Origin of the sequence: Micromonospora sp. NPDC093277 (assembly GCF_044765245.1) — a bacterium.
GTDB lineage: Bacteria > Actinomycetota > Actinomycetes > Mycobacteriales > Micromonosporaceae > Micromonospora.
On record NZ_JBIWJO010000002.1, the window covers coordinates 717,046 to 739,882 of the forward strand.

Here is a 22,837-nt window from a genome sequence, read left to right on the forward strand (position 1 = left end):
ATCCTTGTCATGCGGGGACCCGCAGCTGCAGCAGCGTCGTCGGTTCGTTGTTCGGGTCGACGCCCTGGCCGACGATCGCGAAGCCGGAGGGGTCGACCACGACGTTTGTTGGGGCGCCGCTGGGGGTGTCCACCACTGCGGTGAGCTGGTGGCCGTAGCCCTGCTCCTGGCCGTCGCCGCGGATCGCGTAGACGCCTGGCACCTCGAGATCCAGCCGTCCGGTCGAGCCGTTGACCTTGAAGCAGACGAGTCCGCCCCGGTCGGGACCGACCCGCTCGGTGGTAAACACCTGGATGACGCCAATGTTGTCCACCGGTGCGGTGCTGCAGTCGGCGAGCAGGATGTGCCCGTCGCCGGAGATGAGCCGCACGTTCAGCTGCGCAAGGATCTCCGCGGCCCCCGGGTAGCTGAAACGCTCCATGATGGCGTCATGGACGGTGATGGTCCGCGGCGTCACCCACACGACCTCGCGCGGGCGATCGCGGCCCACGACCCATGCGGTCCGGCTGCCCGGACGGTAGGCGGCCAGGTAGTTCGGGCCGCCCGAGTGGTCGTGGTCGAAGGCGACGATCCGGTCGGTGGCGCCCATCAGGTTGTAACCGCCGATACCGTTGCCGTTGCTGGTCAACACCTGCCGGAACGTGTTGCCCCCGTCGTGTTTGACCACGGCGATCATGCCCGCCCCCGGCCGGTACAGCACGAGATGGTCCAACTTTCCCGAGTAGTCGTAGTCGTAGGCGAGCAGCTGGTCTCGGGTGTCGGCCAGGTCGTAGTTACCGATGCCGTTGGTGCTGGTGTTGTACACGGCCGTGAACGCGGTGCCTGCGCCGTGCTTGATCACCCACGCGGTTCGGCTGCCCGGCCGGTACGCGACGAGGTGGTCCGCCTTTCCCGAATGGTCGTAGTCGAAGCCAACGATCCGGTCGGTCGTACCCTTGAGGTCGTAGCCGCCGATACCGCCCGTGCTCTTGATGATCGAGCTGAACGAGTTACCTGCGCCGTGCTTGACGACATGGACTATGCCGGCGCCCGGCCGGTACACCACGAGGTGGTCCGACTTCCCGGAATGGTCGTAGTCGAAGGCCAACACCTGATCCCGGGGGTCGGCCAGGTCGTACTCGCCGATACCCGCCCCGCTGTTGTACGCCGCCGTGAACGTGTTGCCCGCCCCGTGCCTGAGCACCCACGCGGTCCGGCTCCCCGGGCGGTACAGCAGGAGAGCGTCCAACTTCCCGGAATGGTCGTAGTCGAACGGCACGATGCGGTCGGCGGCGTTCGCAAGGTTGTAGCCACCTATACCGGCAGAACTGGTGAATATCGTGGTGTAGGTGTCGCCGACGTTGTGCTTGACGATGTGGATGATGCCCGTCCCTGGCCGGTACGCCACCAGATGGTCCAGCTTCCCGGAATGGTCGAAGTCGAACGGCACGACCTGATCCCTGACATCAGCCAGGTCGTACGAGCCGATGCCGGTCGCGCTGTTGTGGTAGGCGCGGAAGGTGGAAAGCAGATCGGGCAGGCCCGCCGTCCCGACGCCATCGACCCGCTCCACGGTGGCCTCGTGGCCGGCTTCCGGCCCGTCGAGACAGCCGCCCTGCTCGGAGTCGAGGGTGAGGCCGACGAGCTCGGGCAGCGCGCCGTCGGTCCGCAACACCGGCCCGCCCAGGTCACCCTGGCAGGCGCTCGCGTCCTGCCCGGACCAGGTGAATGAATCAGCGGCAACGGCACTGACCGCTCCCGGCGCCGCATGCGGCCGATCTGGGACCCACTCGGTTGCGGTACGGCCATAACCGGCAACCTGAACGGCGTCCCCGACCGCGGGGACGCTGCCGCTCACCGCGACCGGCGCGACGTCCGGGACTCGCAGCGCGAGCTTGGCCAACACCACATCCCGACTTCCAGCCGGGGAGATCCGCACTACCGGCAGGCTGCGGCCACCGACCGTCACGGTGGTCGGCTGGTTCGGCACGGGGCTGCTGATCTTTCCGTCAACGGCGAAGCAGCTCGCGGCCGTGATCACCCACTGCGGGGCGACCAGCGCCCCGGAACAGGCATGGGAGTCACCGACGTTCAGCCTCACCACAAACTCCGACGAGCCGGCCGGCATCACGCTGCCGCCGCTCACCGCACTGGCCGGAGTCACACCCAACGAGACACCGGCCAAACACACGGACAGGACAACCAGAACACGCCTCAACATGCCCGCACTCAATCAGGCGGCAGCTTCACATTGGCTTCACGACATCAGCACGCACCGCGTCAGCGTCACCGCACCCGGCTTGGCCACCGACGAAGAGGTGAATCAGCAGCTCCACAACATCGCGGCAGGATGCCCGACCTTGTCACCTCGCCCGTGATCTCGGGTTGGAGCCGGCCTGTTTATCGCCGCGGGCGGGACCGCGCGGATCGGTCAGCATTCCTACACTCACCGAATGAAACAGCCTCGGGTGGTCGCGCTGTGGTCCGGCTTCGGTGCCGTTGCCATGGTCTCGTCGGCGCTGGTGATGCGCCGGCCCACCGGGGAACGCCTCTCCGATCTGCACATCTACTACGGGGCGATGCGCCACCTCGGGGCCGGTCACCCACTGTACGAGTTCGTCGCAGCGAACGGCGGCCCCTTCACCTACCCACCCTTCGCTGCCCTGGTGCTCCGGCCCATCGCCATCGTGCCGGAGCCGGTGCTGCGGTGGATCTGGCTGGCGCTCACCTGTGCGGCGGTAGCCGCCATCGCCGCGGTGATCGGTCGGGTGCTCGTGCGGGACCAACCGGAGCGCCGAGCGGGGATCGCCGCGGTCGCCTGTGGACTGATGATCTCCGCGCCGGCGCAGAGCAACCTGCGGTTCGGCCAGGTCAGCATCTTCATCGTGCTGCTCGCCCTGATCGACGGGGCGGGACTGACCCCAGCCCGGTACCGGGGGGTGCTCGTCGGGATCGCCGCCGCGATCAAACTGACCCCGCTGCTGTTCGTCGTCCACTTCCTGATCTCCCGCCAGTACCGCGAGGCCGGCCGGGCGATCGCCGTGTTCGTCGGCTGCGCCGCGCTCGGAGCGGCCGTGCTGCCGGCGGACAGCTGGACGTTCTGGACCGGGACGATCATCGAGACCTCCCGGATCGGGAACCTGGCCTCGCTGGGAAACCAGTCCGTACACGGGATGCTGCTGCGGGTCGGGATCGCACCGGCGTCCCTGCCGGTGATCTGGGCGGCGTTGGTGGCGATCATCGCCGGCGTCGCCCTGCTCCGGGCCCGGCAACTGGTGGCGGAGGGACGCCCTGGCCACGCTGCCGTGCTCGTCGGGTGCGCCACTGTGGCCGCCTCGCCGGTCTCCTGGACCCACCATCAGGTCTGGCCCGTGCTCGCGGCGATGCTGCTTGTCGGCACCACAGGACCCGCCCGGCGGGTGGCCGGAGCGGCCCTGCTGGTGGTCATGACCCTCTCCCTCGGCGCGCTGTTGAGTCCGGTCTCGATGCGGCCGGGAATCCAGTTCCTGTTCGAGAACGCCCGCGTGCTCGGCGCCGTCGCGGTGTGCATGACCGGGTTCGGTGGCCTGGCGATGACCGCAGTCACCGCACGCACCTCGACGGTGGTCGCCCGGCGCTGGTTGCGGGCAGGCGTCGCGGCCGCCGCGGCGGCGGCCTTCCTGGCCGTCCAACCGCTGCCGGCCGGCGCCGATCCGACCTTCAAGGCGTACGCCCTCGCCGACGTGGGCAACCCGCGCTACTTCTTCGTCTGCCGGAGCGAAGCCGAGTGCGCGGCCTTCGCGACGGACGCCCCCGTCACCTTCGGAACCGCGACGGAGAAGACCAAGGTACGGGTCAACGGGGTGGTGACCTCGGCGGTCACCCGACTGGAATACACATCCGCTCCGGGTGGCGCGCCTCGCCAGATCCCGCTGCTACAGGCCTACCCCGGACCCCGGGTCTTCTCGTTCCGCTCCGCCAACATGGCACACGGCCAACTGGTTGCCTACGGGGCCGACGGCCAGCCCTTCGCCACGTACGACGAGGAACTGACCGCAGCCTTCCACGCCAGCACCGGCCCGCGGCCGGCCATCACGTAGGCGATGTCCTCATCCTCCTGCCAGGTGCGCACCCCCGGGTTCTGCCCGTACGCCTCGTCGGCGGTGAACCACGCGGACGCCACCCGCCGTGACGACGAGGTGGCCTCCGGGCTGTTCACCACCACCCGAGCCGACCAGCTCATCGCGAAGCTGCCGGCCGGTGCGTGGACCTGGCTGTCCTGCGGTGACTTGCTCGGCGAACGTTCGGGCCGGGCAGCGCGTCGCGCCGCAAAGACTCGACGGACCCGCAGCCGAATCTCCACCGGCTGACCGCCACCACCGCGTCGCTGAGCCGAGGCTCGTAGCGGCTGTGAACCCTGCGAGCCCGGCGACCCGAATCCGCAGGCCAAACCCCTGCCGTTCCACTCGCTCAATCACGACAGGCGCCAGATGAGGCAGGAACGCAACAAGCTCAGCCGATCGCACGAGGCACTCTACATAGAGGACGTGGCCGCTGCCCCGGGTCAATCCGGATCACGGAAAGTGGGCCAGATCCAGAAACTAGCCGCGTGGTTCCGGCTGAATCTGGTGCATCGGGAGGTCTCGGAGGAGTTGCGACCGTCGGTCAACCTTTTTCGCCGTCCCAGGGTCTTCCTTTCGTCGGTGACGCCCCGGTAAGGACTGGAGAGTGCAGGTGACGGATGACGGCTTCCGCGAGTTCGTCGAGATCCGCTACGCGGATCTGATACGGACTGCGTACCTGCTCACGGGTACTCGACACGCAGCCGAAGATCTGGTGCAAAGCGCGCTGATGCGGGTGATGCGCCGCTGGCGGCAGGTGAATGACCCGATGGCTTACGTCCGCCGAATCATGGCCAACGAGCGGGTCAGCCTGTGGCATCGGTTTGGTTCCCGGGAGTTCCTGGCCGGTGTGACCGGTGCCCGGCGGCTGCACGCCGAGCGGGGGCCGAGTCCAGACGTAGCGGACGACATCGTGGTACGCGACGAGGTGCTCACCGCGTTGCACAGCCTGCCGCCTCGTATGCGGGCGGTACTGGTGCTGCGTTACTGGGAGGACCTCCCCGAGGCGCAGATCGCCCAGACGCTTGGTTGCTCGATCGGCACGGTGAAGAGCCAGACGTCGCGGGGGCTCGCTCGGCTACGCACGGTGCTACCGGCCTCATCAGCCGAATCATCTTCATCGAATGAGCAGGCACCGCCGATGGACAGTCAGGCGCCGTTAGACGTGGCACCGGCTATGACGAGATGGAGAGGTGTGAACGATGGCCGATGAGATCAGGCAAGCGTTGGCCCGGCTCGCCGAGCCGGTGGTACCGGACCCCAACCCGTACCAGCGGTTGCTGGTCCGCGTCCGTCGGCGCCGGCAGCGGCGGATGGCAGTGACGTGCGTGGCCGGCCTAGCGGCGATGGCGATCGCCCTGCCGGCATTCGGTGCGGCTGGCCGGCAGACGGTCACCGGCGCGGCATCGTCGCCGCCGCCCGCAGTTGGGACGTACCAGCCGGCGAGCCGGATCGACAAGCCGATAGTGCGACAGTTGCTGGACTCACCGACCCGGGGCAACCTCGCCGGTGACAAGGCGCTCATCGCGGACATCGAGCGGCAGTACCGGGCGGCTCGCGCCCAGCTGCTGGTCGATCCGGCGCTCGACGAGGTGAAGGTATTGCTCGCACACGACGCGCCGGGCGCCCGGACGGTGGTGGTGGCCTTCCTCGATGACTCACACGCGCTGCTCCGCTACGGTATCGGGCAGGCTGCGGCGCCCGTGACGGAACTCCTGAGCGTGACCGGCACCCCGGACGAGCCGCAACCATTGGAACCCTACGTCTTCTTCGGCCGACAATCGCTGGTGGGCGGCCGCCACATCACCGACCTCATGGTCGGACTCGCACCGGCCGGATGTCGCGTCGAAACCTCCACCGACGGCCGAATCCAGCCGGACGGATCGGTTGCCCGCAGCTGGCAGGTGGTGAGCACCGATGGTTTCGTGGTCCGGGCGGGCCACGTGACCGAACGGTGGCGGTTCACCTGCGGCGGCGTGGTGCGGCATGCCGGTCCGGCAGAACTGGGTGTGCTCATCCCGACGGAGGCGGCATCGCCGGTTTCCACCGCCGATGCGCGCGGCTCGGTGGATGCCACACTTGCCGCCACCGCCGTGCGTGACTTGCACGGACTGATCGAGAGTCACGGACTCACCGGACCGGCACCTCAAGTGATATGGGGCGGACGGTTGCCCGACTGGGTTCCCGGCGCGCCAGCGGCCGTGCTGGTGAGTTCTTGTTCGGCCGACGCCGGCTGCGCCGCGTTGCTCAAAACCGAGGCTGGGCCGCCGCAACCGGGATCGGGGTCACCGTCCGACTACTGGACCGCCACTGGAAGCCCTGATCTGATCGTCGTCCGGGTGCCGGGAGAGACAGGCGGCGTGCTGGTCATCGGGCCGGCATCGGCGGCCCGGGTCGAACTGCTCGACGGAAAGGAGCGAACGATCGCCAGCGGCCGGCTCAACACCGGGGCGGGCGCGATACGCGTCGATCCTCGTCAGGTAGCCAAGGTGAAGGTCTTCAACAAGAACGGCCGGCCCTTGCGAACCGAGACCACACCGGGCCTCAGCGCCAACTTCAGCGAACTTGGTGAGCCGACCATGTCGGCCTGGTGACCGTGGCGTGTTGACCGCATGTCCGGTCCAGCCCAACGCCGGCCGGGCATGCGGGTCGCAACGCCCGGCAGCGACGGGCAGAGATGCAACTTACCGCCGGTCTGCGGACGTGGGCTGGGGTTCACCGAGCGCTGGGAGCGGATCCGATGGTGACCACGCGCGCCCACTCGGGCGGTGAGTCTGGCACGTAGTCGGGATCGTCCTCGTTCCACCCGGCGATCCGGGGAAACAGTCCGACGACGGTCCGGGATGGCGGTCGTGAGGTCGGCCAGGGTGTCTGCCCGTCGGTCAGTACGACGATGACGTCCGGGCGTGGTCTGTCTCGCAGCGCGCGGGCGAACCCGGCACGCAGGTCCGTACCCCCGCCACCGACCAGTGGGATGTCCTCGGCTCGGCACAGTGGGCGTACGACCTGGGCAGCCGCGTCGCACGGCAGCACAGCGACCAGGTCGCGGCGGCCGCCCACGGCCCGGGAGATCGCGGCGACCTCGAGCACGGCGCTGCCGAGTTCGGCGTCGCTGACCGAGCCGGACGTGTCGATGATGACGCAGACCCGTGGGGGTCTACGTCGCAGCGCCGGCAGGATAACGCCGGGTGCGCCGGCGGAGCGCCGCGACGGCCGGCCGTAGGTGTAGTCCTCGCCCAGGCCGGGCGCGGAGACCGCCGAGCGCACCGCCGCTCCGAGAAGTTCCCGCCAGGGCTGCGGTGGGTGGAACGCCTGTTCCGCCCACCGTCGCCAGCTCTGGGGGGCGTTTCCCGGTCGGCCGGTGATGCCCTCGGCCACTCGGAACCGCACCGCGTCTCGTTCCTGCGGGCTGAGGGCGTGCGCGCCGTCGGGTCCGAGGTCCCACTCCCGCTGCAATCCGTCGGCGCCGCTGCCGCAGTCCAGCCAGGCCAGGTGCTGGGTCCGCGGCCCGAGTCGGAACTGCCGCAGATAGTCCTCCATCAGCTGTCCCTCGGGCAGCCGTAGGGAGGCGGGATCGACGGCGCCTTCGGGGCGGACCAGCCCCTCGCCGAAGACGTCATCGTTGATCTCGCAGTCCGCCGCAATGTTCATCCGCAGCCGCTCCCCCGGCCCGGTCAACCCCCGTTCCCGGGCGACCCGATCGCCGCGCCCGTGATGGTCACGCAGGAGGTGCGAAACCTCGTGCACCCACACTCCGGCAAGCTCCTCCACCGGGGTCCGGGCCACGAACGAGGGCGAGACGTAGCACCGCCAGTGCCGGTCCACCGCCATCGTCGGCACCCTCCGCGACTCGACCACGTGCAGCGCGAACAGCGCCGTCGCCAGGTAGGGCCGAACCCGGGCGGCGTGCAGTCGCGCGGTGAAGAGCTTGTCCCGGTCCAGCGTCCCGGCGTGGTCGGTGCTCATCGGCCGGTCCCCGCGACCCGCGCCGCCGTCTGGTCGGCCCGTCGAGACAAAGACACCGCCCCGGCGAGCCGCTCGATCGACGCAGGCACGTCCCAGTCATCCTGGCGCAGCCGGGCGAGGGTGGACGCGGGCATGACCACCAGGTCCGGGGCGCCTGTCTCCAACGCCCGGGCCAGCAGGGCCCAGGCCGCGTCCCAGCGCGATCGCTCCGGACGCCGGCGTACCGCCTCCACCACACCGTCCAGAACAGCCTGGCGTAGGTCGCCCCGCTCGGGCAGCACGGCGGCGGCCGGATCAGCCAGCAGCACCTCTGGATCGGGGAGGTCCATCCGGTCCAGGCTGGCCAGCAGTTCCAGTCCAGGGCCGTCGCCAACGGCGCCTCTGACCAGCATCGACAGGACCTCCCGGGAGGCGTCGGCCGCAGTGGCGAAGGCGATCAGGCGCATGGTCATCTCCCAGCTGCGAGGCGACGGCCACGGCCCACCGCGGCCGGCCTCACCGGTGGGCAGCCGGTGCACGAGCCCCGGGCGGGCCGACAGAAGCCCACACACCGCGCGACGGGCGAGGGCGACGGCGTCCGGCAGCCGCGCCGGGTCGAGTCGGGGCAGGGCGGCCCGGGGCCAGGTCCCGCCTAGTCCCCGTACGACGACCTCGTGGTCGTGGGCCCACTGCAGGTGAACAAAGCGGTTGGCCAGTGGCGGGCTCAGCTCCCAGCCGTCGGCCGCGGAGGATCGTGGGTTGGCGGCGGCCACGATCCGGACCTCGGCCGGCAGGCGCAGGCTGCCGATCCGCCGCTCGAGCACGAGGCGGAGCAGGGCGGCCTGCACGGCGGGCGGGGCGGTCGACAGTTCGTCCAGGAACAACAGTCCGCGACCGGCGCGTACCAGGCGCACGGCCCAGTCCGGCGGCGCCATCGGCACGCCCTGGGTCGCCGGATCGTCGCCGACGACCGGCAGCCCCGAGAAGTCAGAGGGCTCGTGGACACTGGCGATCACCGTCGTGAGCGGCAGGTCCAGGGATGCGGTGAGCTGCGTCAACGCGGCGGTCTTGCCGATTCCCGGCTCGCCCCACAGCAGCACCGGCAGGTCGGCGGCCACAGCCAGGGTCAGCGCCTCCAGCTGCGGGTTGGCGCGGGTTTCGGTGGTGGTGTCGGACAGCAGCGCGATCAGGTCGGCGGCGACGTCCAGCTGCGGCCTCGGGGCGGTTTCGATCGAGGTACGGGCGAAAGGCATTTGAGATCACCTGTGAGGTCGTGGCGTGGCCGGCTCGGAGCCGGTCGAGGGGTAGATGTCCCGCTGGTCAGCGAGCGATCGCGTGACGTGGGTGGGTGCGGCGGTCACGCTTGGGCTGCCAGTCCCGGGAGCAGGGAGCAGGTCCCTGTCCGATCAGCCCGGCTCGGAACAGCCCGTACGTGATCCGTCGCAGCGCGGCGTTTTCCAGTTCCTCCCGCAGTTCTCCGCTGCGTAGGAGCGCGTCGGGTCCGAGCAGGGCCTCGACGGCGGCCAGTGCGCCGACGGTGTCGCCATGGTCCAGGCGGGCGCGGATGTCGGGAAGGCACTCCGGACGGCGGTGCGCCTCGTCGATCGCCCGCAGGCAGGGCAGCGAGGTCCCGGTCAGCGCAGCCAGTAGTTCCTCCCGGCGGATCTCCACCGGGTCGTGGTCCAACGGTGTGAGCACCCCGTCCACCAGGCCGATCCGATGCCACACACCCCGGCAGGCCACAAGACGTGACGTTGCCAACAGGGTCGGGGTGCCGGCCGCTGGCTGACCTGGCGCAAGCGCGGAGGCCACCAGCGGGTGAAGCCGGTCGACATCGATCAGCCCGCAGCGCAGCAACTCCAGGTCGGGAGCCATCCACGTCGCCGCGTCGGGCAGCGCCGGCAGCCCAGCAACGCCACCAGCCCGCGGTGCCCCGGCGATCCGCGCTGCGGGCGCCCGCAGGTCCGCGCCTGCCGGAGCGACGTCCAGGACCAGACGACGTCGAGGCCCGAGCCGCACCACCACGCCACCGCTGGTGCGACCCTCGGCCTGGAGCAGCAGCGTCGCTTCGGCCGCCCACCGGTGCACCGCGTAACCGCATTCCCGCAAGGCGTCCCATGGCGGGTCAGGGCGCATCGCGGCAGCGATGTCAGAGGGCGACTGCTCTGCCCCCGACCGGCTCCGCAACTCGTCGGTTCTCCGCGCGTCCCATAGGTGGCGGTGCAGGTCAAGGCGGAACCGACGATCGGGATGCGGATGCGGATAAGGGCATTCGCCCTCGTCGCGGGTTCCAGGCCACAACGCCAGGCTGATCCGCTGACCCGCATCCGCCCAGCCCGGTGGCGTCCGGGCCACAAGGTGCACCGGCTCGGCGCCGTCGTGTTCCGCCGGGCCGTACCGGGCCAGCGAGACGGTCAGGCCCGGGCGCAGCAGCCCGTCAGGAGCGATCCTCGGCATGTGCCAGCGCAGCAGATCCGGCGCGAGATACCGGAGATCAGCCCGCAGCCGAGCGGCCAGGTCGCCGCCGCGGCGGCGAGCCACGGCACGTAGGTCCAGATCAACGTCGACGCGAGCGGCGGCGCATGCGCCGGCCCAGTCACCGACGCGACGACAAGCGGTCGCGGATTCGATCATGGAAGGCGGTACGGCGTACTCGCGTACCCGCCGCCAGAGAGAAAGACGGGAATCCGCATTCGCGGCCGGGGAGCGCATCAGCACTCACCTTGCACGAACCGGACCCCCAATCTGAGAAAGGGATTCATCGCGGCGCAGCATAGCCCCCCGTCGTGAGCTACGCCAAGGCCCAATCCAACCTGCACCGGATCCGGATCTGTGCCATCGAGTGATACCCGGGGAGCAACCCCGAACGTCTACGTTGCTGGCACCAGCAAGATTCGGTGGGTCCACTCCAGCAGCCGGGTCACACGGAACGAGCCCGCCCAGCCGACCGACGGAGCGTTGTCCTCGTACTCGACCACCGACCAGCAATCGTCGAACGCGACCGTGTACTCCCGGTTGCCCGGGAACACGTTCGTGACGGTTCCCAGAACATGTGCGCCCACGGGGTAACGCCTGGTGATCGCGGCCCATTCCACACCCGACCAGCGGGAGAAGCGGGTCCGTCGGCCACGCATCCCGGCGTCCAACGGAAACAACCGCACCTGACCAGGCCGGTGTTGCAGCACCTCGAACAGCCCCGTCTTGCCGACCGCCGGCCAGTCGGTCGGGTCGTCCGGCAGTTGCAGGACGTCGACCCGCCCTTGCGGCAGTTGACCGAGGTCCACCAGTAGGCCTGCCCGTCCCGCGCCCATCGGGATAGCACCTACGGTGCCGCGCACCCGGTCGCCCACTGGGAAGGCGAGACGTGCAGCGAACAGCTCGTTGATGCTCATCGTCAACCGGCAGTCCTCACTTCACGGCCACATGCACAAACGCCGGCAACTCCGACACACACCCTCTAGATCATCCTAGTACGGCAGTGACGCTTCGCGATTACGCCCTTCCGATGCGCACCGGCAACTCGCCGAGACGGTCGCTCCGACAGCTACAAACCAGGTGGCCAGCCGAGCCCGCCCCGCACGTTTGAGCCAACAGATGCCGCAAGTGGCCGAGCACACCACGACGGTCCGCTTAACAGCGGGATCATCCCCGCGACGCAGTACGCGGCGGGTCCGCTGTCGCATCTGCTGGCCGCGCGCCGCCGCCAGCCAGTCGCCGCTCAGGATCCGAACCCTTTCGCCGGGCTGGCCGGACGCTATCCGCAGGCGTGGGCGTGTCTGGACGCCCTGACCGACACCTTTGCCGACAGCGGTCGCGGTCCACTGCGCCTACCGTCGGCACCCACGCCTAGCCTGCCTTGCGGCGACGAGGTAGTCATGACACCGCCGTTGGCCGACGACGCGGTGACCGTGTTCAGCGCAATCGACCCGCGCTTCGACCAAGGCTTGGTGGACCTGCTCAGGAAGGCCGCCGAAGGCGACTTCGTACTGTGTACGTCGGCGCTGAGCCGGTACTCGCGCAACAGCGAGAAACTGCACCGCATCCTCGAGTTCCTCCTCGCGCACAAGGCCACAATCCTGACCACCAACTACCTGATCCGCCCCACCGACGTCTGGGTACGCCGCGGCCGGCTCGTCAAACCAGACAGCAGCAAGCCCTTCGCCGGCGCGCTCGACACCCAGGGACTGGCCGGTACTCACCGGAAGGTAGCCGAAGGCGTCGCCGCGCAGCACGGTCTGCGCTGACTGTGAGGCGCCATCAGGCGATTACGCGTCGGTTTCAAAGGTCTTGATCATCTCCGGATGCTGACCCTCCGTGTCAGTTGGGTCAGCCGGCGGTGCCGGCGCGCCGGGTGTTGCCTCGACCGGTGGGCCAGGGCAGGCAGCCCGGCACCGTGAAAACGTCCAGGCCGTGGTCGATGGTCGACGTCGCGATCTCCAGCGTCCCGTCACCATCGAGGTCACCGATGGACGGCGTCGCCGCGACCCCGACACCGTTGCCGTTGCCGTTGCCGTTGACGTTGACGTTGACGTTGACGTTGACGTTGACGATCGGTGCGCCTGCAAGCGGTAGCGAGGCCGGCGACGGGCGCGCACGCAATCGGGCGGCCCGGACCGCTGGAGCGCCTCAGCCGACGCCAGGGGCACGGATGGCCATGTCGTCACTTGCTGCAGCCGTCCGATACGCCTTGACGGCGTCGCGAATGCGAGCGATCAGCGGGCTCGGCTCGGCGCTGGTGAGGTGTTTACCGCAGCCCACCGCTGCTGCGTGAAGATCATGATGAGTAGGGCGGCTCGGAAGCGGACCGCGAGTAGGTGGCGCTCCGAGTTCTTCGTCGGTCAGGTCCAGCCGCACTGCGTCGCCGGACGGACTGGTGCTGATGGCGGGCCGGGTAGCCCGCCACGGCGGGCGGGTCAGACGTCCCGACGAACCTCCGCGTCGACGTTGTCCTCTTCGATGACCGGCGGCGGGGCCGGTGACGTGTCCCCCGGCGAGGGTCTCGGGCAACCACCGGCGTGCGGGGTGCTCACGAACACAACGTGTCGCTCGCGGACATGACGGTAGAAGTCATCCCTCCGGGGCATCGCGCGGTTGATGGCTCTATATAAGGATCCCGGCGCCCAGTCCGGACCGCTCCGCACCGGCGGAGGGTGATTGTCCGACAGCGATGAGTGCATCTAGGGTGGGCGCGTGGCATCCCCTCCCGCCGGATCTGGTGGCCTGTACTACGACGACCGCAACACCGCCCGGCCCACTCGTGCCCGCTTCCGCTACCAGGACGAGTGCGTCGCCCTGCGATGCATCCCCAACCTGCTCTCGGAAGGGGTGACGGCTGTCGTGATCGAGTGGTCGACCGACTACATCGCCCTGCTGCCCGACGACGGTCCGGAACTGGTCTCGGTCAAACACCGCGATCCGGGCACCGGAGAGTGGTCGATGTCCGAGTTGAAGCCGGTCATTCGCGATCTGCACAGGGTGTGGCAGGCGATGGGCGAATCGTGCCGCTGCGCCTTCGCGTCGAATGCCGCACTATCCCGAGACGCGCGGAAGCGGATCGACAGTGAGCTCGGCGCCTACGTTGATGCCGACCCTGACGAGGTCGAGCGCTTCAAACGAGTGTTGTCCATGCCCGATCCACCGCTGCCGCGGCGAAGCGAGATCACCTCAGTCGGCATCCGGGACATGGGCGGCGCGCTGTCCCTCCTGGACCGCGATCCACACTACGCTGAGCAGTGCTATTACGCGCTGGTCGACCGAATCGCTGCCGTCGGCACCGAGGAGCCGCCTTCCCCGGAACAGCGCATCGCGCGACTGACCGGGTCGCTGCGCGCGGTCGCTGACCGCGGCCAACCCCAGCGCGACGAGCAGACGCTACTCATCGCCGATCTACGTGAACTGGTCGTGCGGCACCATGATGCGGCGGTCCGACACGCACCACCTCGGCTGGGCCTCCCGCCAAGGCCGGCCAGGACGCCGGGCGATGCGAGCAACGAGTGGCAGGGCGGGCAGGAGATCGGGCTTGGCGACTGCTGCTATCTGATCCACGATCCAGTGCACGTCAGGCAACCTGAGGACCGGTCGTACCGGGAGTGTTGCGCACCGGCCCGGCAGCTGGCGCCGCAGGAGCGCGACGTCCGCATCGTCCGGCTCGACGTTCTGCGTGCCGGCCGGCGCAGCGACGACCGCCGGGCCCAGTTGATCCGCGCAGCGGATCTCCAACGGCGCCTTCCCGGGCTGGCACGGATCCTCGACGTCCGGCATGACGCGGGCCAGGTGACGGTGATCGCGGAGCGCAGCGGCCCCTCCCTACCGGACACGTACGGGCCACCGCCGTACCCCGGAATCGCTCTGGACTCGCTGCTGCGCGGGCTACCGGCGGTAGCACGCACTCTCGACGCTCTGCACGACGCCGGGCACGCGCACCGCGCGCTGCACCCCGGCACTCTCCTCGTAGCGCTGAATGGGTTGATACTTCGGGATGTCGGGCTCGCGGTGGTGCCCGCCGCCGCAGGCGAAGGGCACCCGGCCTACCGGGCACCCGAGCAGGACCGACCGGCTCTGCTACCGCCGGGGCCGGTGACGGACGTGTACCAGCTCGCCGCCGTCATCTATCACTTGGCGGTCGGTCAGCCACCGGGGTCCGCTCCCCCACTGCCCACGCTGATGCGGCCGGAGCTGTCGCCTTCCCTCGATGCGCCCCTGCTGGCGGGCCTTGCCCCGACGCCGGCCGATCGACCCACCCCGCGAGACCTCGTCGCAGCCCTGACCGGTGTGCTGCGCTGCGGCGGGACGGTGCGATGCTGACGGGACTACCGACCACCTATTCACTGACCGCGCCGATCGCGTTGACGCCCGGCCGGAACTTCGCCACCCGCTTCGCACAAGCACGCCAGCAGCATCCCCACCTACCGGACCTCGCGCCGTTCACCGCGGAGCTCAACCACCTCACTCGCCTCGGCGGAGTGCCGGTGACGGTGGACGAGGCAAGGGGTGACGGACGAGCGCAGTGGATCAGGCTCTACGCTCAGCGCAGCTGCGTCGGGGTGCGTGTGTCGCCACAACAGGACGCCTTCTTCGTCGAGTTCATCGAGCCGCTGAACCTTCGTGGTCACCGTCTGCTAGCCCGCAGCCGGGTTCGCCTGGCACCACGCGGTTGGGTCTACAGTCCGCTGCTCAACAGCGTTCCCGTCGGCTGCCGAGTGCCAGACGCAGCCACCCTCCATGCCTGGCAGCAGCAGGCCGCCCCACCGGCCGCGCCGCAACGACCGGCCCGGCACGAGGCGTTCTGCGACGCGCTCGACACTGTCGTCGAGGGGGCCCGCCAGATCGAGCTGGCACAGCAGCAGGCACGACCGGCACTCACCTACTACGAGGTACGCAATGCGGCCGAGTCCCGCCGCTCGACCGCCGCCATCCACGTGTTCCTGCTGTCGCGGCCAGGACAGGTCAAACCGGGCGACATGGTGGAGCTGCGTCAGGTGCCCGATCTGCGGGGTCGGGTCCAGGGCGTCGACGGGGAGCGGCTGACGGTCCAGTTCGACGCCGCGGTACACCGACCCCGGATACCCGCCCAGGGCGAGCTGGTGATCAGCGGAAACGATGTCGTCCAGCGCGTTCAACATGCTGCTGTGGCCGCCCTACGGTCCGGTGCGACGCTCAATCCCGGGCTGCTACCGCTCCTGGCCGACCTGGACTTCGCCGGCTTCGCGGAACCGCCCGACAGCGTTGCCGCGCTGCGGCCTGTCGAGGCGCTGGACGCCGACCAGGCGGACGCCTTTCACCGTGCGCTTTCCGTGCCCGACCTGCTGCTCGTCCTCGGGCCGCCGGGCACCGGCAAGACCCGTACCATCGTCGAGATCGCGACGGCCGCCGCTGCTCGCGGCGAGCAAGTCCTGGTCGCCTCCCAGACGAACACCGCCGTTGACAACGTCATCGAACGCCTGCCCGCGGCGTTGACCGCGGTCCGGGTCGGCAACGAGACCCGCATCACCGCGGCGGTGCAGCAGATGACACTTGCCGCGACGGCATCCAAGCTGCAGCAGCGCATTCTGACCCAGTCGGAGGTGACTGCCCAACGCCTCGCGCCCTGGCTCGCCGAACCATCTGCGGCACAAATGTGGCTGCACCGCCTTACCAGCGCCATCGAGCAGGTCGGCGCGGCCCGCGCGGCACACGATGCTGCCGCAGCGGCCCAGTACGGCGCCGTCGCGGCCGTCCACGCCCGGTTGGCACCGTCGGTGGACCGGGCCGCAGCGGCTCGACAGGAAGGGGAACAGTTGGCGAGCGAGCTCGCCGCGCGGGTGCAGCGGCTGACCGTCCAGGTGCAGAAGGCACAAGGCCGCTCGACCGGTATCGCAGGATTGGTGCACCGGTGGCGGGGGGCCCGCCACCAACGTCAGCTCGATGGAGCCCTCCCCCGGCTTGCCGAGGTGGAGGCGGCCCTGACGCGGACCGTACAGGAGTTTGCCGCTCGGACTGCCGAGCTGCAGCACGCCTTGGACGACGATGCCGCTATACGTAGCGCGAAGGTACGGGTCGCCGCGGCGGACGATGTTCTCGGCCGGGCGCACGAGGACGCCCGGACGGCATCGCTTGCGTACGCTCGGCTTCTGGCTGGTGTGGTAGCCGTGCCACCGGTTCCGGAGGATCTCGACGGGCTGATCGCCTTCGCCGAACGGTGCCGCAGCAGCGAGCCGGTGCTGCGCAACCGTGCCCGGCTGCTGAATGACTGGCGGCAGCAGTTGGGTCAGCCCAGTGAGCAGCTGCACGCCGAGTTGATTCGCTACGCAGATGTCATCGGCGCCACCTGCATCGGTGTCGGGGTGCAGAAGAATCAGCTCAGCGACCTCGATTTCGACCTGGCGATTGTCGACGAGGCCGGGCAAATCCCCATCGCCTCCACCCTCGTGCCGCTGGTGCGGGCCCGCCGGGCCGTCCTGGTGGGTGATCACCAACAGCTACCACCGTTCGTCGATGACGACGTGCGGCAGTGGCTGGCCCGCGACGGTTGTGCGCCGCCCGGCACCGAACCGGCTCAGTTGATCGAACTGCTGACCCGCAGCGCCTTCGAGCGACTCATCGAGCGTGCGCCCGCACCCAACCGCGTGCTGCTGTCCCGCCAGCGTCGGATGCCGGCCGTCCTAGCTGACTTCGTCTCGGCACAGTTCTATGAGAATCGGTTGCGCACCGGCACACCGGTCCGGCCACCGTCGGCAGTGTTTCGCAGCCCACTCGCCGTGGTGGACACCGCCGACCTGCCGGCGAAGGAGCGTGCCGAGCGGCAACGCGACCGGACCGAGACGTGGCAGCTGGCCGGCTGCGACAACCTCGCCGAGGCGCGGCTCGTGCTCGACCTGGTCCAGTGGTATGGCCGGCACGACCGCGAGTGGGCAGTCATCGCACCCTACCGGGCGCAGGTGCAGTTGCTCACCATGCGGCTGGCCGAACTGCTCGGCGACAACGCGGTCGCGGACCGGATCGGCACTGTCGATGCGTTCCAGGGCCGTGAGTACGACAATGTCGTCTACAGCTTCACCCGGAGCAATCCGCAGGGGCGGGTGGGGTTCCTCAGCGAACTGCGCCGGCTCAACGTGGCCATCACCAGGGCTCGCGAGCAACTTGTGCTGGTCGGCGACATGAGCACCCTGGTTCGGGCGAACGATGGGCGCTTCCGGCACCTGGCCGGTGAGCTGTACCAATACGCCCGGAGTCACGGTGACGTCGTACCGTCGCGGCAGCTCCGTGACCGGCTCTCATGACCACACCACCGGTACGGGCGGCGCAGCTTCCGATCCGCCGCATCGCGGAGCGGGTGACCGATCTGGCCGGCGTTCAGCCACTGCAGATCCTTCCCCTTCTACTACCCGTCTGGGCCGTCGACATCAGCGCCATCATCCGCGAGGCCCAGCCGTACGAGGTTTTCGACCGCTACCTCTCCCGCGCCATCGCCGAGGCGGGGCTGAACAACGCCCGTTCGCTCGCCGGGTTCTTCGGCGTGCGACCCGCGCTGATCGAACGCGCGCTGCGCTTCCTCGCGACCATCGGCCACCTGCACCGCGACGGTGACACGCTGAGGTTGACCGAACTCGGCCACCGTTCAGTGCGGGAAGACTGCCGGTATGTGGAGAAGGAGGACAGGCAGCGGCTCTACCTCGACGGTATCACCGGATCACCGCTGCCCCGCACCCACTACTCCGGCACCGTATGGCTGGAGGAGCCGCAGCTGACACTGGCCGACGGCACGAGCTTTCATCAACTGGCAACGCTCACACCGTTTCGCGTCGACACGGTCGCGCACCTGCTGCACCGACCCGACCGCGAGGAGTTCAATCTGCCAGCTGGGCTCATAACCGCCACGCCGCACGAGGTACGACAGGCCTGGCTGCCGGCGTACGTCGTGGAATGCGTGTCATCGCTCTTGATCTTCGTTAAGGCCATTGACGGTGCAGACGGATACCTGTCCCGAGTTGTCGGACCGTTCCTCCGCGACGTGGTGACAGCCGAAGGTCGAGCCGACGCCGAGAAGGTCTGGAGGGAGTGGCTCGACGGGGCCGGCTTCCCCGACGTGCGCCCGCGTCAGCTCGCGAACGGCGTACTGCGGGCGTCCCTGCCGGCATCGGTGTTTCCGCGCCGCTACAAGTGGCACCGACTCGGGTCCTTCGAAGTACGTCGTCGGGTATTCCTGCAACTGTGGTGCGAAGACGAGGAAATCCGACGGCAGGCGGTGCTCAAACGTGCTGCCGCGATGGCACGAGCCGGCGCGGCTCGGGACCTGGACGAGCTGACCACCCGAGTGGCGGCGCTGGCACGCCAGCTCGAGGTTGCCGCACCGAGCGTCGCCGAACTTCGTCCCTACGTCGAGGACGCAGGTGTAGCCGCCGCCGCGGCCGGCGGCGTTGATGTCGGACAGGTTGCCGGAGGGTGAGGGCCGCCCGGTGGTGGGTAGCCGGCGCAGTGCGCGGATGTCGACTCGCTGACAAGGATCCGACCCCACTCCCAGAAGGTCAGCCGGGGGCGCCGGCAACGACCTTCTGAACAGCGCGGTCCGGCCATCCCGGCAGGCACATGTCCGCCTCGTCAGGCGCCGAATCGATCAGCGGGCTTGCCCCTCCCCCGTCCCCGACCCGTCGGAGTGCGGGAGCCGCTAATCGGCTGATCACGGATCCAGCCACTGCTGTCGACCGAAGCCAGGCGATACATCATCGCTTCGGTGCGCTGCCGCGCGAGTGCAGGCATCGGCAACGGCGCCCGACTCAGCGGGCCAGCAGAGCCGGTCCGACGTAGCGAGTGAATGGGGTTGCCCGGTGAGGGCTGCCAGCGCGGTGGCGACGGCGTGCAGGTCGGCTTTGATGTAGGTGGTGGTGGCGGGTCCGCGGCGGTCGGTGTGTCCGGCGTAGGCGCGAGCGACGGCGTAGCCAAAGTGCCGCTCGACCCAGGTGAGCGTGGTGTGGCGCAGCCAGTGCGTGGAGATTACCTGGGCGGCGACCCACGGTAGCTGTTGTCCGATGCGTTTCCACAGCAGGTCGTAGCGGCGGTAGGTGGCGGGGTGGCCGTTGCGGTAGCGCAGCAGCGCGGCGGTTGGTACGACGGCGCCGCGAGCTCGGGCGTGGTCGGCAAGGCGGTCGGCGAGCATCGGTGTGATGGGCTGCCAGCGTTGCGTGCCGCCCTTCTCGCGCAGACGGATCAGGGCGTGGTCGGTGTCGAGGTCGATCAGGCGTAGCGCGAGGGCGCCGCCGCGTCGGCAGGCCGTTTCGGTGTGCAGGCGCAGCAGTAGGGCGTCGAGCACAATGTCGTTGCCGCCGCTGCGGGCGGCGGCATTGATGTCGGACATTTCGTTGGGGGTGAGGGCGCGGCGGGTGTTGGGTAGCCGGCGGGGTTTGCGGATCCGGTGGGCAGGGCTGGCCACGGCGGTGAGGTAGCCGTCGGTGATGGCGCGGTTGTAGAAGGCGCGGGCGGCGGCGATGAGATGCTCGCCGGCGTGTCGGCCGTTTCGAGAGTTGCGGCGTGGGCGGGCGGCGGCGGTAACCTGTCGCATGAGGGCTTCGAGATTGCTGGCGCGCACCGCGTCGATGCGCCGATCGCCGAGGGCGGCGGCCATGCGCCGCCAGGAACTGCCGTAAGTGCGTCGGGTGCCTGTGCTCGCCGCTGCGACGACAGCAGGCAGGTAGTCGGCGACTGTCGGCACGGCAGGCCGGCTACTTCCGGTGAGGTCGGCGGCGGTGAGGCCGAGGTGCTCGAGGAGCGCTCGGGCGGTGGCGACACGATCGGGATCCGTGGTCATGAGGGCTCTCCGAGGATGCGGGCGTGCAGGTCGGCCAGGACCGCGGTGATGGTGTTTGAGGGGTGCACGAGGATGCGGTTCTGGCGGGGCAGGGCGGCCAGGAGGACGGGTTCGCCGGGTGCGATGCCGCACAGGTGTCGGGTGACGGCCGGTAGGGGCAGTTCCTCGCGGGTGCCCACGACGTGCGCGCCGTTGGGCGCGGGGGCGATGAGCACGGTGGCGTACACGACGTCTATGTGTAGGGCGAGACCGGGTTTCCAGCCCAGGGCCCGCAGCAGCGGGCGGGCGGTGACCCGGCCCGCCGCGTCGGGGCGGGCCGCGTCGAACAACACATGGCTGCCTGCCCGGACCGCAGGTGGCGGCAAAGCCGGCAGGGACGCCGGCTCCGGCGGCACGACCGGCAATGGGGTGGGGACGAGCGCTTCGACGAGCTGCTCAACATCCCGACGCCGAAGGCGGCGTCGACGGCTCATGGCTGCCACCAGCACAGCCGCACGAACATCAGCTCAGGCGGAAACGCCCCCCGATGTTCGCCATGAACATGGATGCTTCGTAACTTCGCCTGAGGATCCGCAAGGATCGGTTGATCTCTCGCGAATCTCCACGAATAGTGGTGTCCGAGGGGCAACACGAACCCTACCCCCACCGCCATTTACGGTGGCGGGAAATCTTCGGCCTACCCTACTCTAGCACTCGATCCTCCTTTATGCAGCTGGGCCCACCAGCCTCGGCGCGCCTTGTGACGGACACCGCGACGGTTGCGTCGGCGCGCTGAGGCTGGTGCTGGGCATCCCGGACGAGCGGACCAAGGCACGGACGGCAGGTCCTGTTGCCTCCTCGATGGCCGATGACCCTGCCGGACCCACGCGGACCGCCTCCCGCAGACCTCAGCGGCGACGTCAGGGACGCGCTACGCCAAGTCGCCGCCATCTGTGACCGGCGCGTCGAAGCACTCGCGCAACTAGCCGCACAGACAGCCGCACTTCGCTGAGTTGTTATCTTCGCTGGTAGCGGCTCGTTTTGGCCCGGAACTGGTGGCGACGCCGCCACCGTGGCCATCATCGATTGATGTGGTCGCTGGTTCGTCTATAGGTAATGAGGTGCGCCAGGAGATGTCGAGTCTCTGCGAGGCTGAGGGGGACGAGTCCGGCCCGGTCGGCTGTGCCTCCTTTACGCCTGGGTGGCGGTGACGGCGAGGATGGGCTTGCCCCCTGAGACTGGACGCTGGTTCAGAGGAAGGAGTGTCCCCGTTGGGGCGTCCTATCGAAGTGCGGGTCAGACCACGGCCAACGACGATGCCTTATCGGTTTCCAATCGAAGTACACGGAAGAGTTCCAGCGTGACGCGGTTGATCTGGTCCGCTCGTCGGGGCGGACGATCAACCAGGTCGCTCGTGATCAAAAGGGTCCTCAGAGGACCCGGGGTCATTGCGAGGCCGACGGGGCTTCGAGCTTGCGACGGAGGCGGGACCTCTGGTGGGGGATGGAGTCGCCCGGCGTTCCGGTCAATCGCTGCCAGAGGAACTCCAGCACCAGCGCCCTGACCTTCGCGTGCTGCTCGTTGTTGGCGGCGGCGCCGTGCCCGCCCTCGACGTTTTCGTAGTAGGACACGTCGTGGCCGTGCTCGAGCAGCCGAGCCGCCATCTTGCGGGCGTGGCCCGGATGCACCCGGTCGTCCCTTGTCGAGGTGACGAGCAGGATCGGCGGGTAGGCCGACCCGCCGCGGACGTTGTGGTAGGGCGAGTATTCCCGCAGGAAGGACCAGTCCTCCGTCCGGTCCGGGTCGCCGTACTCGGCCATCCATGAGGCGCCGGCCAGCAGCCGGTGGTAGCGCCGCATGTCCAGCACCGGCACCCGCGCGACGACCGCGCCGAAGAGCGCCGGGTAGCGGGTCAGCATCACCCCCATGAGCAGACCGCCGTTGCTGCCGCCCTCGATGCCGAGCTGCGCCGGCGTGGTGATCCCCCGCCCGACCAGGTCAGCCGCCACCGCCGCGAAGTCCTCGTACGCCCTGGGCCGGTTCTCCCGCGCCAGACCCAGTTCTCACCCTCTTCGGCGGCCAACGCGTCGACATCAAGCAGCACGTCCCATTCCGGCTCACGCCGGCGGTACTTCTCAAGGGTGGTCCGGCGCCAGAGCCCACGAGGATGTACGGCGTCCTGCCAGAAGTCGTAGTAGTAGCGGTCCCCGCGCCAACCCGGATAGGGAATCCGGTCGTCGGCGTCGAGCACCTGCCGGATCTCAGCCCGCAACTCGGCGAACCGCTCACCCTCGGTCAACGCGGCCACACTCTCCACGTTGCGGTCCCGGACCCACCCGGCAGCTTCCGCCCCGTCGAGGTCCTCCAGCCAGAGGTACAGGTCATCGCCCTCATCGGTCGCCACCTAGCCACTGAGCCATTCCGTGCAAGCGGGTGGTAGCAGTCAGTAGCCGCCTGGAATGCCGGGAAGGCGTGAGACGCGCCAGATCAGGTCCGGTACGAAGAGAAGACGCAGAACCTCGATACGAAGTGGTCCTTCCACAGATCAACTTCA

General features: G+C 69.2%; 19 protein-coding genes and 1 pseudogene. 8 read left to right on the top strand and 12 right to left on the bottom strand.

The features are described from left to right. Positions 1-7: 7 nt before the first annotated feature. Positions 8-1,654, bottom strand: coding sequence for a hypothetical protein (locus tag ACIRG9_RS07855; RefSeq protein WP_402851932.1), 1,647 nt, complete (start codon positions 1,652-1,654; stop codon positions 8-10). Positions 1,655-1,660: 6 nt separating this feature from the next. Then, positions 1,661-2,200, bottom strand: a pseudogene (locus tag ACIRG9_RS07860) (trypsin-like serine protease); the annotation flags it as partial. Positions 2,201-2,432: 232 nt separating this feature from the next. Here ACIRG9_RS07860 and ACIRG9_RS07865 point away from each other — a divergent pair. The 4 genes from ACIRG9_RS07865 (at position 2,433) to ACIRG9_RS07880 (ending at position 6,673) form a co-directional block, all read left to right on the top strand. Beyond that, positions 2,433-4,058, top strand: a complete 1,626-nt coding sequence (locus ACIRG9_RS07865; protein ID WP_402851797.1) for a glycosyltransferase 87 family protein — start codon at positions 2,433-2,435, stop codon at positions 4,056-4,058. Between the two features lie 24 nt (positions 4,059-4,082). Further along, the gene (locus ACIRG9_RS07870; protein ID WP_402851800.1) at positions 4,083-4,328 is read left to right on the top strand and encodes a hypothetical protein; all 246 of its coding nucleotides are present in this window, start codon (positions 4,083-4,085) and stop codon (positions 4,326-4,328) included. 358 nt (positions 4,329-4,686) lie between these two features. Beyond that, a complete protein-coding gene (locus ACIRG9_RS07875) occupies positions 4,687-5,292 on the top strand; it encodes a SigE family RNA polymerase sigma factor (RefSeq protein ID WP_402851802.1) in 606 nt (201 codons plus the stop codon). After that, positions 5,282-6,673 carry a hypothetical protein gene (locus ACIRG9_RS07880; protein WP_402851804.1) on the top strand — a complete coding sequence of 464 codons (1,392 nt, stop codon included), beginning with the start codon at positions 5,282-5,284 and terminating at the stop codon, positions 6,671-6,673. Before ACIRG9_RS07875 ends, ACIRG9_RS07880 begins: the two co-directional genes overlap by 11 nt. A gap of 121 nt (positions 6,674-6,794) precedes the next feature. Here ACIRG9_RS07880 and ACIRG9_RS07885 read toward each other — a convergent pair whose 3' ends face one another. The 4 genes from ACIRG9_RS07885 to ACIRG9_RS07900 form a co-directional block, all read right to left on the bottom strand. Next, on the bottom strand, positions 6,795-8,045 hold the full coding sequence (locus ACIRG9_RS07885; RefSeq protein ID WP_402851806.1) for a VWA-like domain-containing protein: 1,251 nt from the start codon (positions 8,043-8,045) through the stop codon (positions 6,795-6,797). Further along, positions 8,042-9,277 (bottom strand): AAA family ATPase, encoded by a 1,236-nt coding sequence (locus ACIRG9_RS07890; RefSeq protein WP_402851809.1) that lies wholly within the window; start codon positions 9,275-9,277, stop codon positions 8,042-8,044. The genes ACIRG9_RS07885 and ACIRG9_RS07890 overlap by 4 nt, the downstream gene beginning before the upstream one ends. Positions 9,278-9,344: 67 nt before the next feature. After that, complete coding sequence (locus tag ACIRG9_RS07895; protein ID WP_402851812.1) at positions 9,345-10,736, bottom strand: hypothetical protein; 1,392 nt, start codon at positions 10,734-10,736, stop codon at positions 9,345-9,347. A gap of 158 nt (positions 10,737-10,894) precedes the next feature. After that, positions 10,895-11,422: a hypothetical protein gene (locus ACIRG9_RS07900; RefSeq protein WP_402851814.1), complete on the bottom strand. Its 528-nt coding sequence runs from the start codon at positions 11,420-11,422 to the stop codon at positions 10,895-10,897. A 477-nt stretch (positions 11,423-11,899) separates the two neighbouring features. On the opposite strand from ACIRG9_RS07900, the gene ACIRG9_RS07905 reads away from it, so the two are divergent. Further along, positions 11,900-12,268, top strand: a complete 369-nt coding sequence (locus ACIRG9_RS07905) for a recombinase family protein (RefSeq protein WP_402851817.1) — start codon at positions 11,900-11,902, stop codon at positions 12,266-12,268. 82 nt (positions 12,269-12,350) lie between these two features. Here the strand turns inward: ACIRG9_RS07905 and ACIRG9_RS07910 are convergent, their stop codons facing one another. Next, the gene (locus tag ACIRG9_RS07910) at positions 12,351-12,623 is read right to left on the bottom strand and encodes a hypothetical protein (RefSeq protein ID WP_402851819.1); all 273 of its coding nucleotides are present in this window, start codon (positions 12,621-12,623) and stop codon (positions 12,351-12,353) included. A 591-nt stretch (positions 12,624-13,214) separates the two neighbouring features. On the opposite strand from ACIRG9_RS07910, the gene ACIRG9_RS07915 reads away from it, so the two are divergent. Then, positions 13,215-14,828, top strand: coding sequence for a hypothetical protein (locus ACIRG9_RS07915; protein ID WP_402851822.1), 1,614 nt, complete (start codon positions 13,215-13,217; stop codon positions 14,826-14,828). Between the two features lie 314 nt (positions 14,829-15,142). On the opposite strand, the gene ACIRG9_RS07920 is transcribed toward ACIRG9_RS07915, so the two are convergent. Continuing rightward, entirely contained in the window at positions 15,143-15,646 is a 504-nt protein-coding gene (locus ACIRG9_RS07920; RefSeq protein ID WP_402851825.1) for a hypothetical protein, read from the bottom strand. Between ACIRG9_RS07920 and ACIRG9_RS07925 the strand changes: the two genes are divergently transcribed. Further along, positions 15,608-17,782: a DEAD/DEAH box helicase gene (locus ACIRG9_RS07925; RefSeq protein WP_402851827.1), complete on the top strand. Its 2,175-nt coding sequence runs from the start codon at positions 15,608-15,610 to the stop codon at positions 17,780-17,782. The genes ACIRG9_RS07920 and ACIRG9_RS07925 overlap by 39 nt on opposite strands. Further along, a complete protein-coding gene (locus tag ACIRG9_RS07930) occupies positions 17,779-18,948 on the top strand; it encodes a hypothetical protein (RefSeq protein WP_402851830.1) in 1,170 nt (389 codons plus the stop codon). Before ACIRG9_RS07925 ends, ACIRG9_RS07930 begins: the two co-directional genes overlap by 4 nt. A 231-nt stretch (positions 18,949-19,179) precedes the next feature. On the opposite strand, the gene ACIRG9_RS07935 is transcribed toward ACIRG9_RS07930, so the two are convergent. The 4 genes from ACIRG9_RS07935 to ACIRG9_RS07950 all read right to left on the bottom strand — a co-directional run bounded on the left by ACIRG9_RS07935 (position 19,180) and on the right by ACIRG9_RS07950 (position 22,687). Then, positions 19,180-20,304 carry a tyrosine-type recombinase/integrase gene (locus ACIRG9_RS07935; protein WP_402851833.1) on the bottom strand — a complete coding sequence of 375 codons (1,125 nt, stop codon included), beginning with the start codon at positions 20,302-20,304 and terminating at the stop codon, positions 19,180-19,182. Continuing rightward, positions 20,301-20,636, bottom strand: a complete 336-nt coding sequence (locus ACIRG9_RS07940; protein ID WP_402851836.1) for a hypothetical protein — start codon at positions 20,634-20,636, stop codon at positions 20,301-20,303. Before ACIRG9_RS07940 ends, ACIRG9_RS07935 begins: the two co-directional genes overlap by 4 nt. A 1,092-nt stretch (positions 20,637-21,728) precedes the next feature. Further along, the gene (locus ACIRG9_RS07945) at positions 21,729-22,292 is read right to left on the bottom strand and encodes a prolyl oligopeptidase family serine peptidase (protein WP_402851839.1); all 564 of its coding nucleotides are present in this window, start codon (positions 22,290-22,292) and stop codon (positions 21,729-21,731) included. Further along, a complete protein-coding gene (locus ACIRG9_RS07950) occupies positions 22,202-22,687 on the bottom strand; it encodes a hypothetical protein (protein ID WP_402851842.1) in 486 nt (161 codons plus the stop codon). Before ACIRG9_RS07950 ends, ACIRG9_RS07945 begins: the two co-directional genes overlap by 91 nt. Between the last annotated feature and the right edge of the window lie 150 nt (positions 22,688-22,837).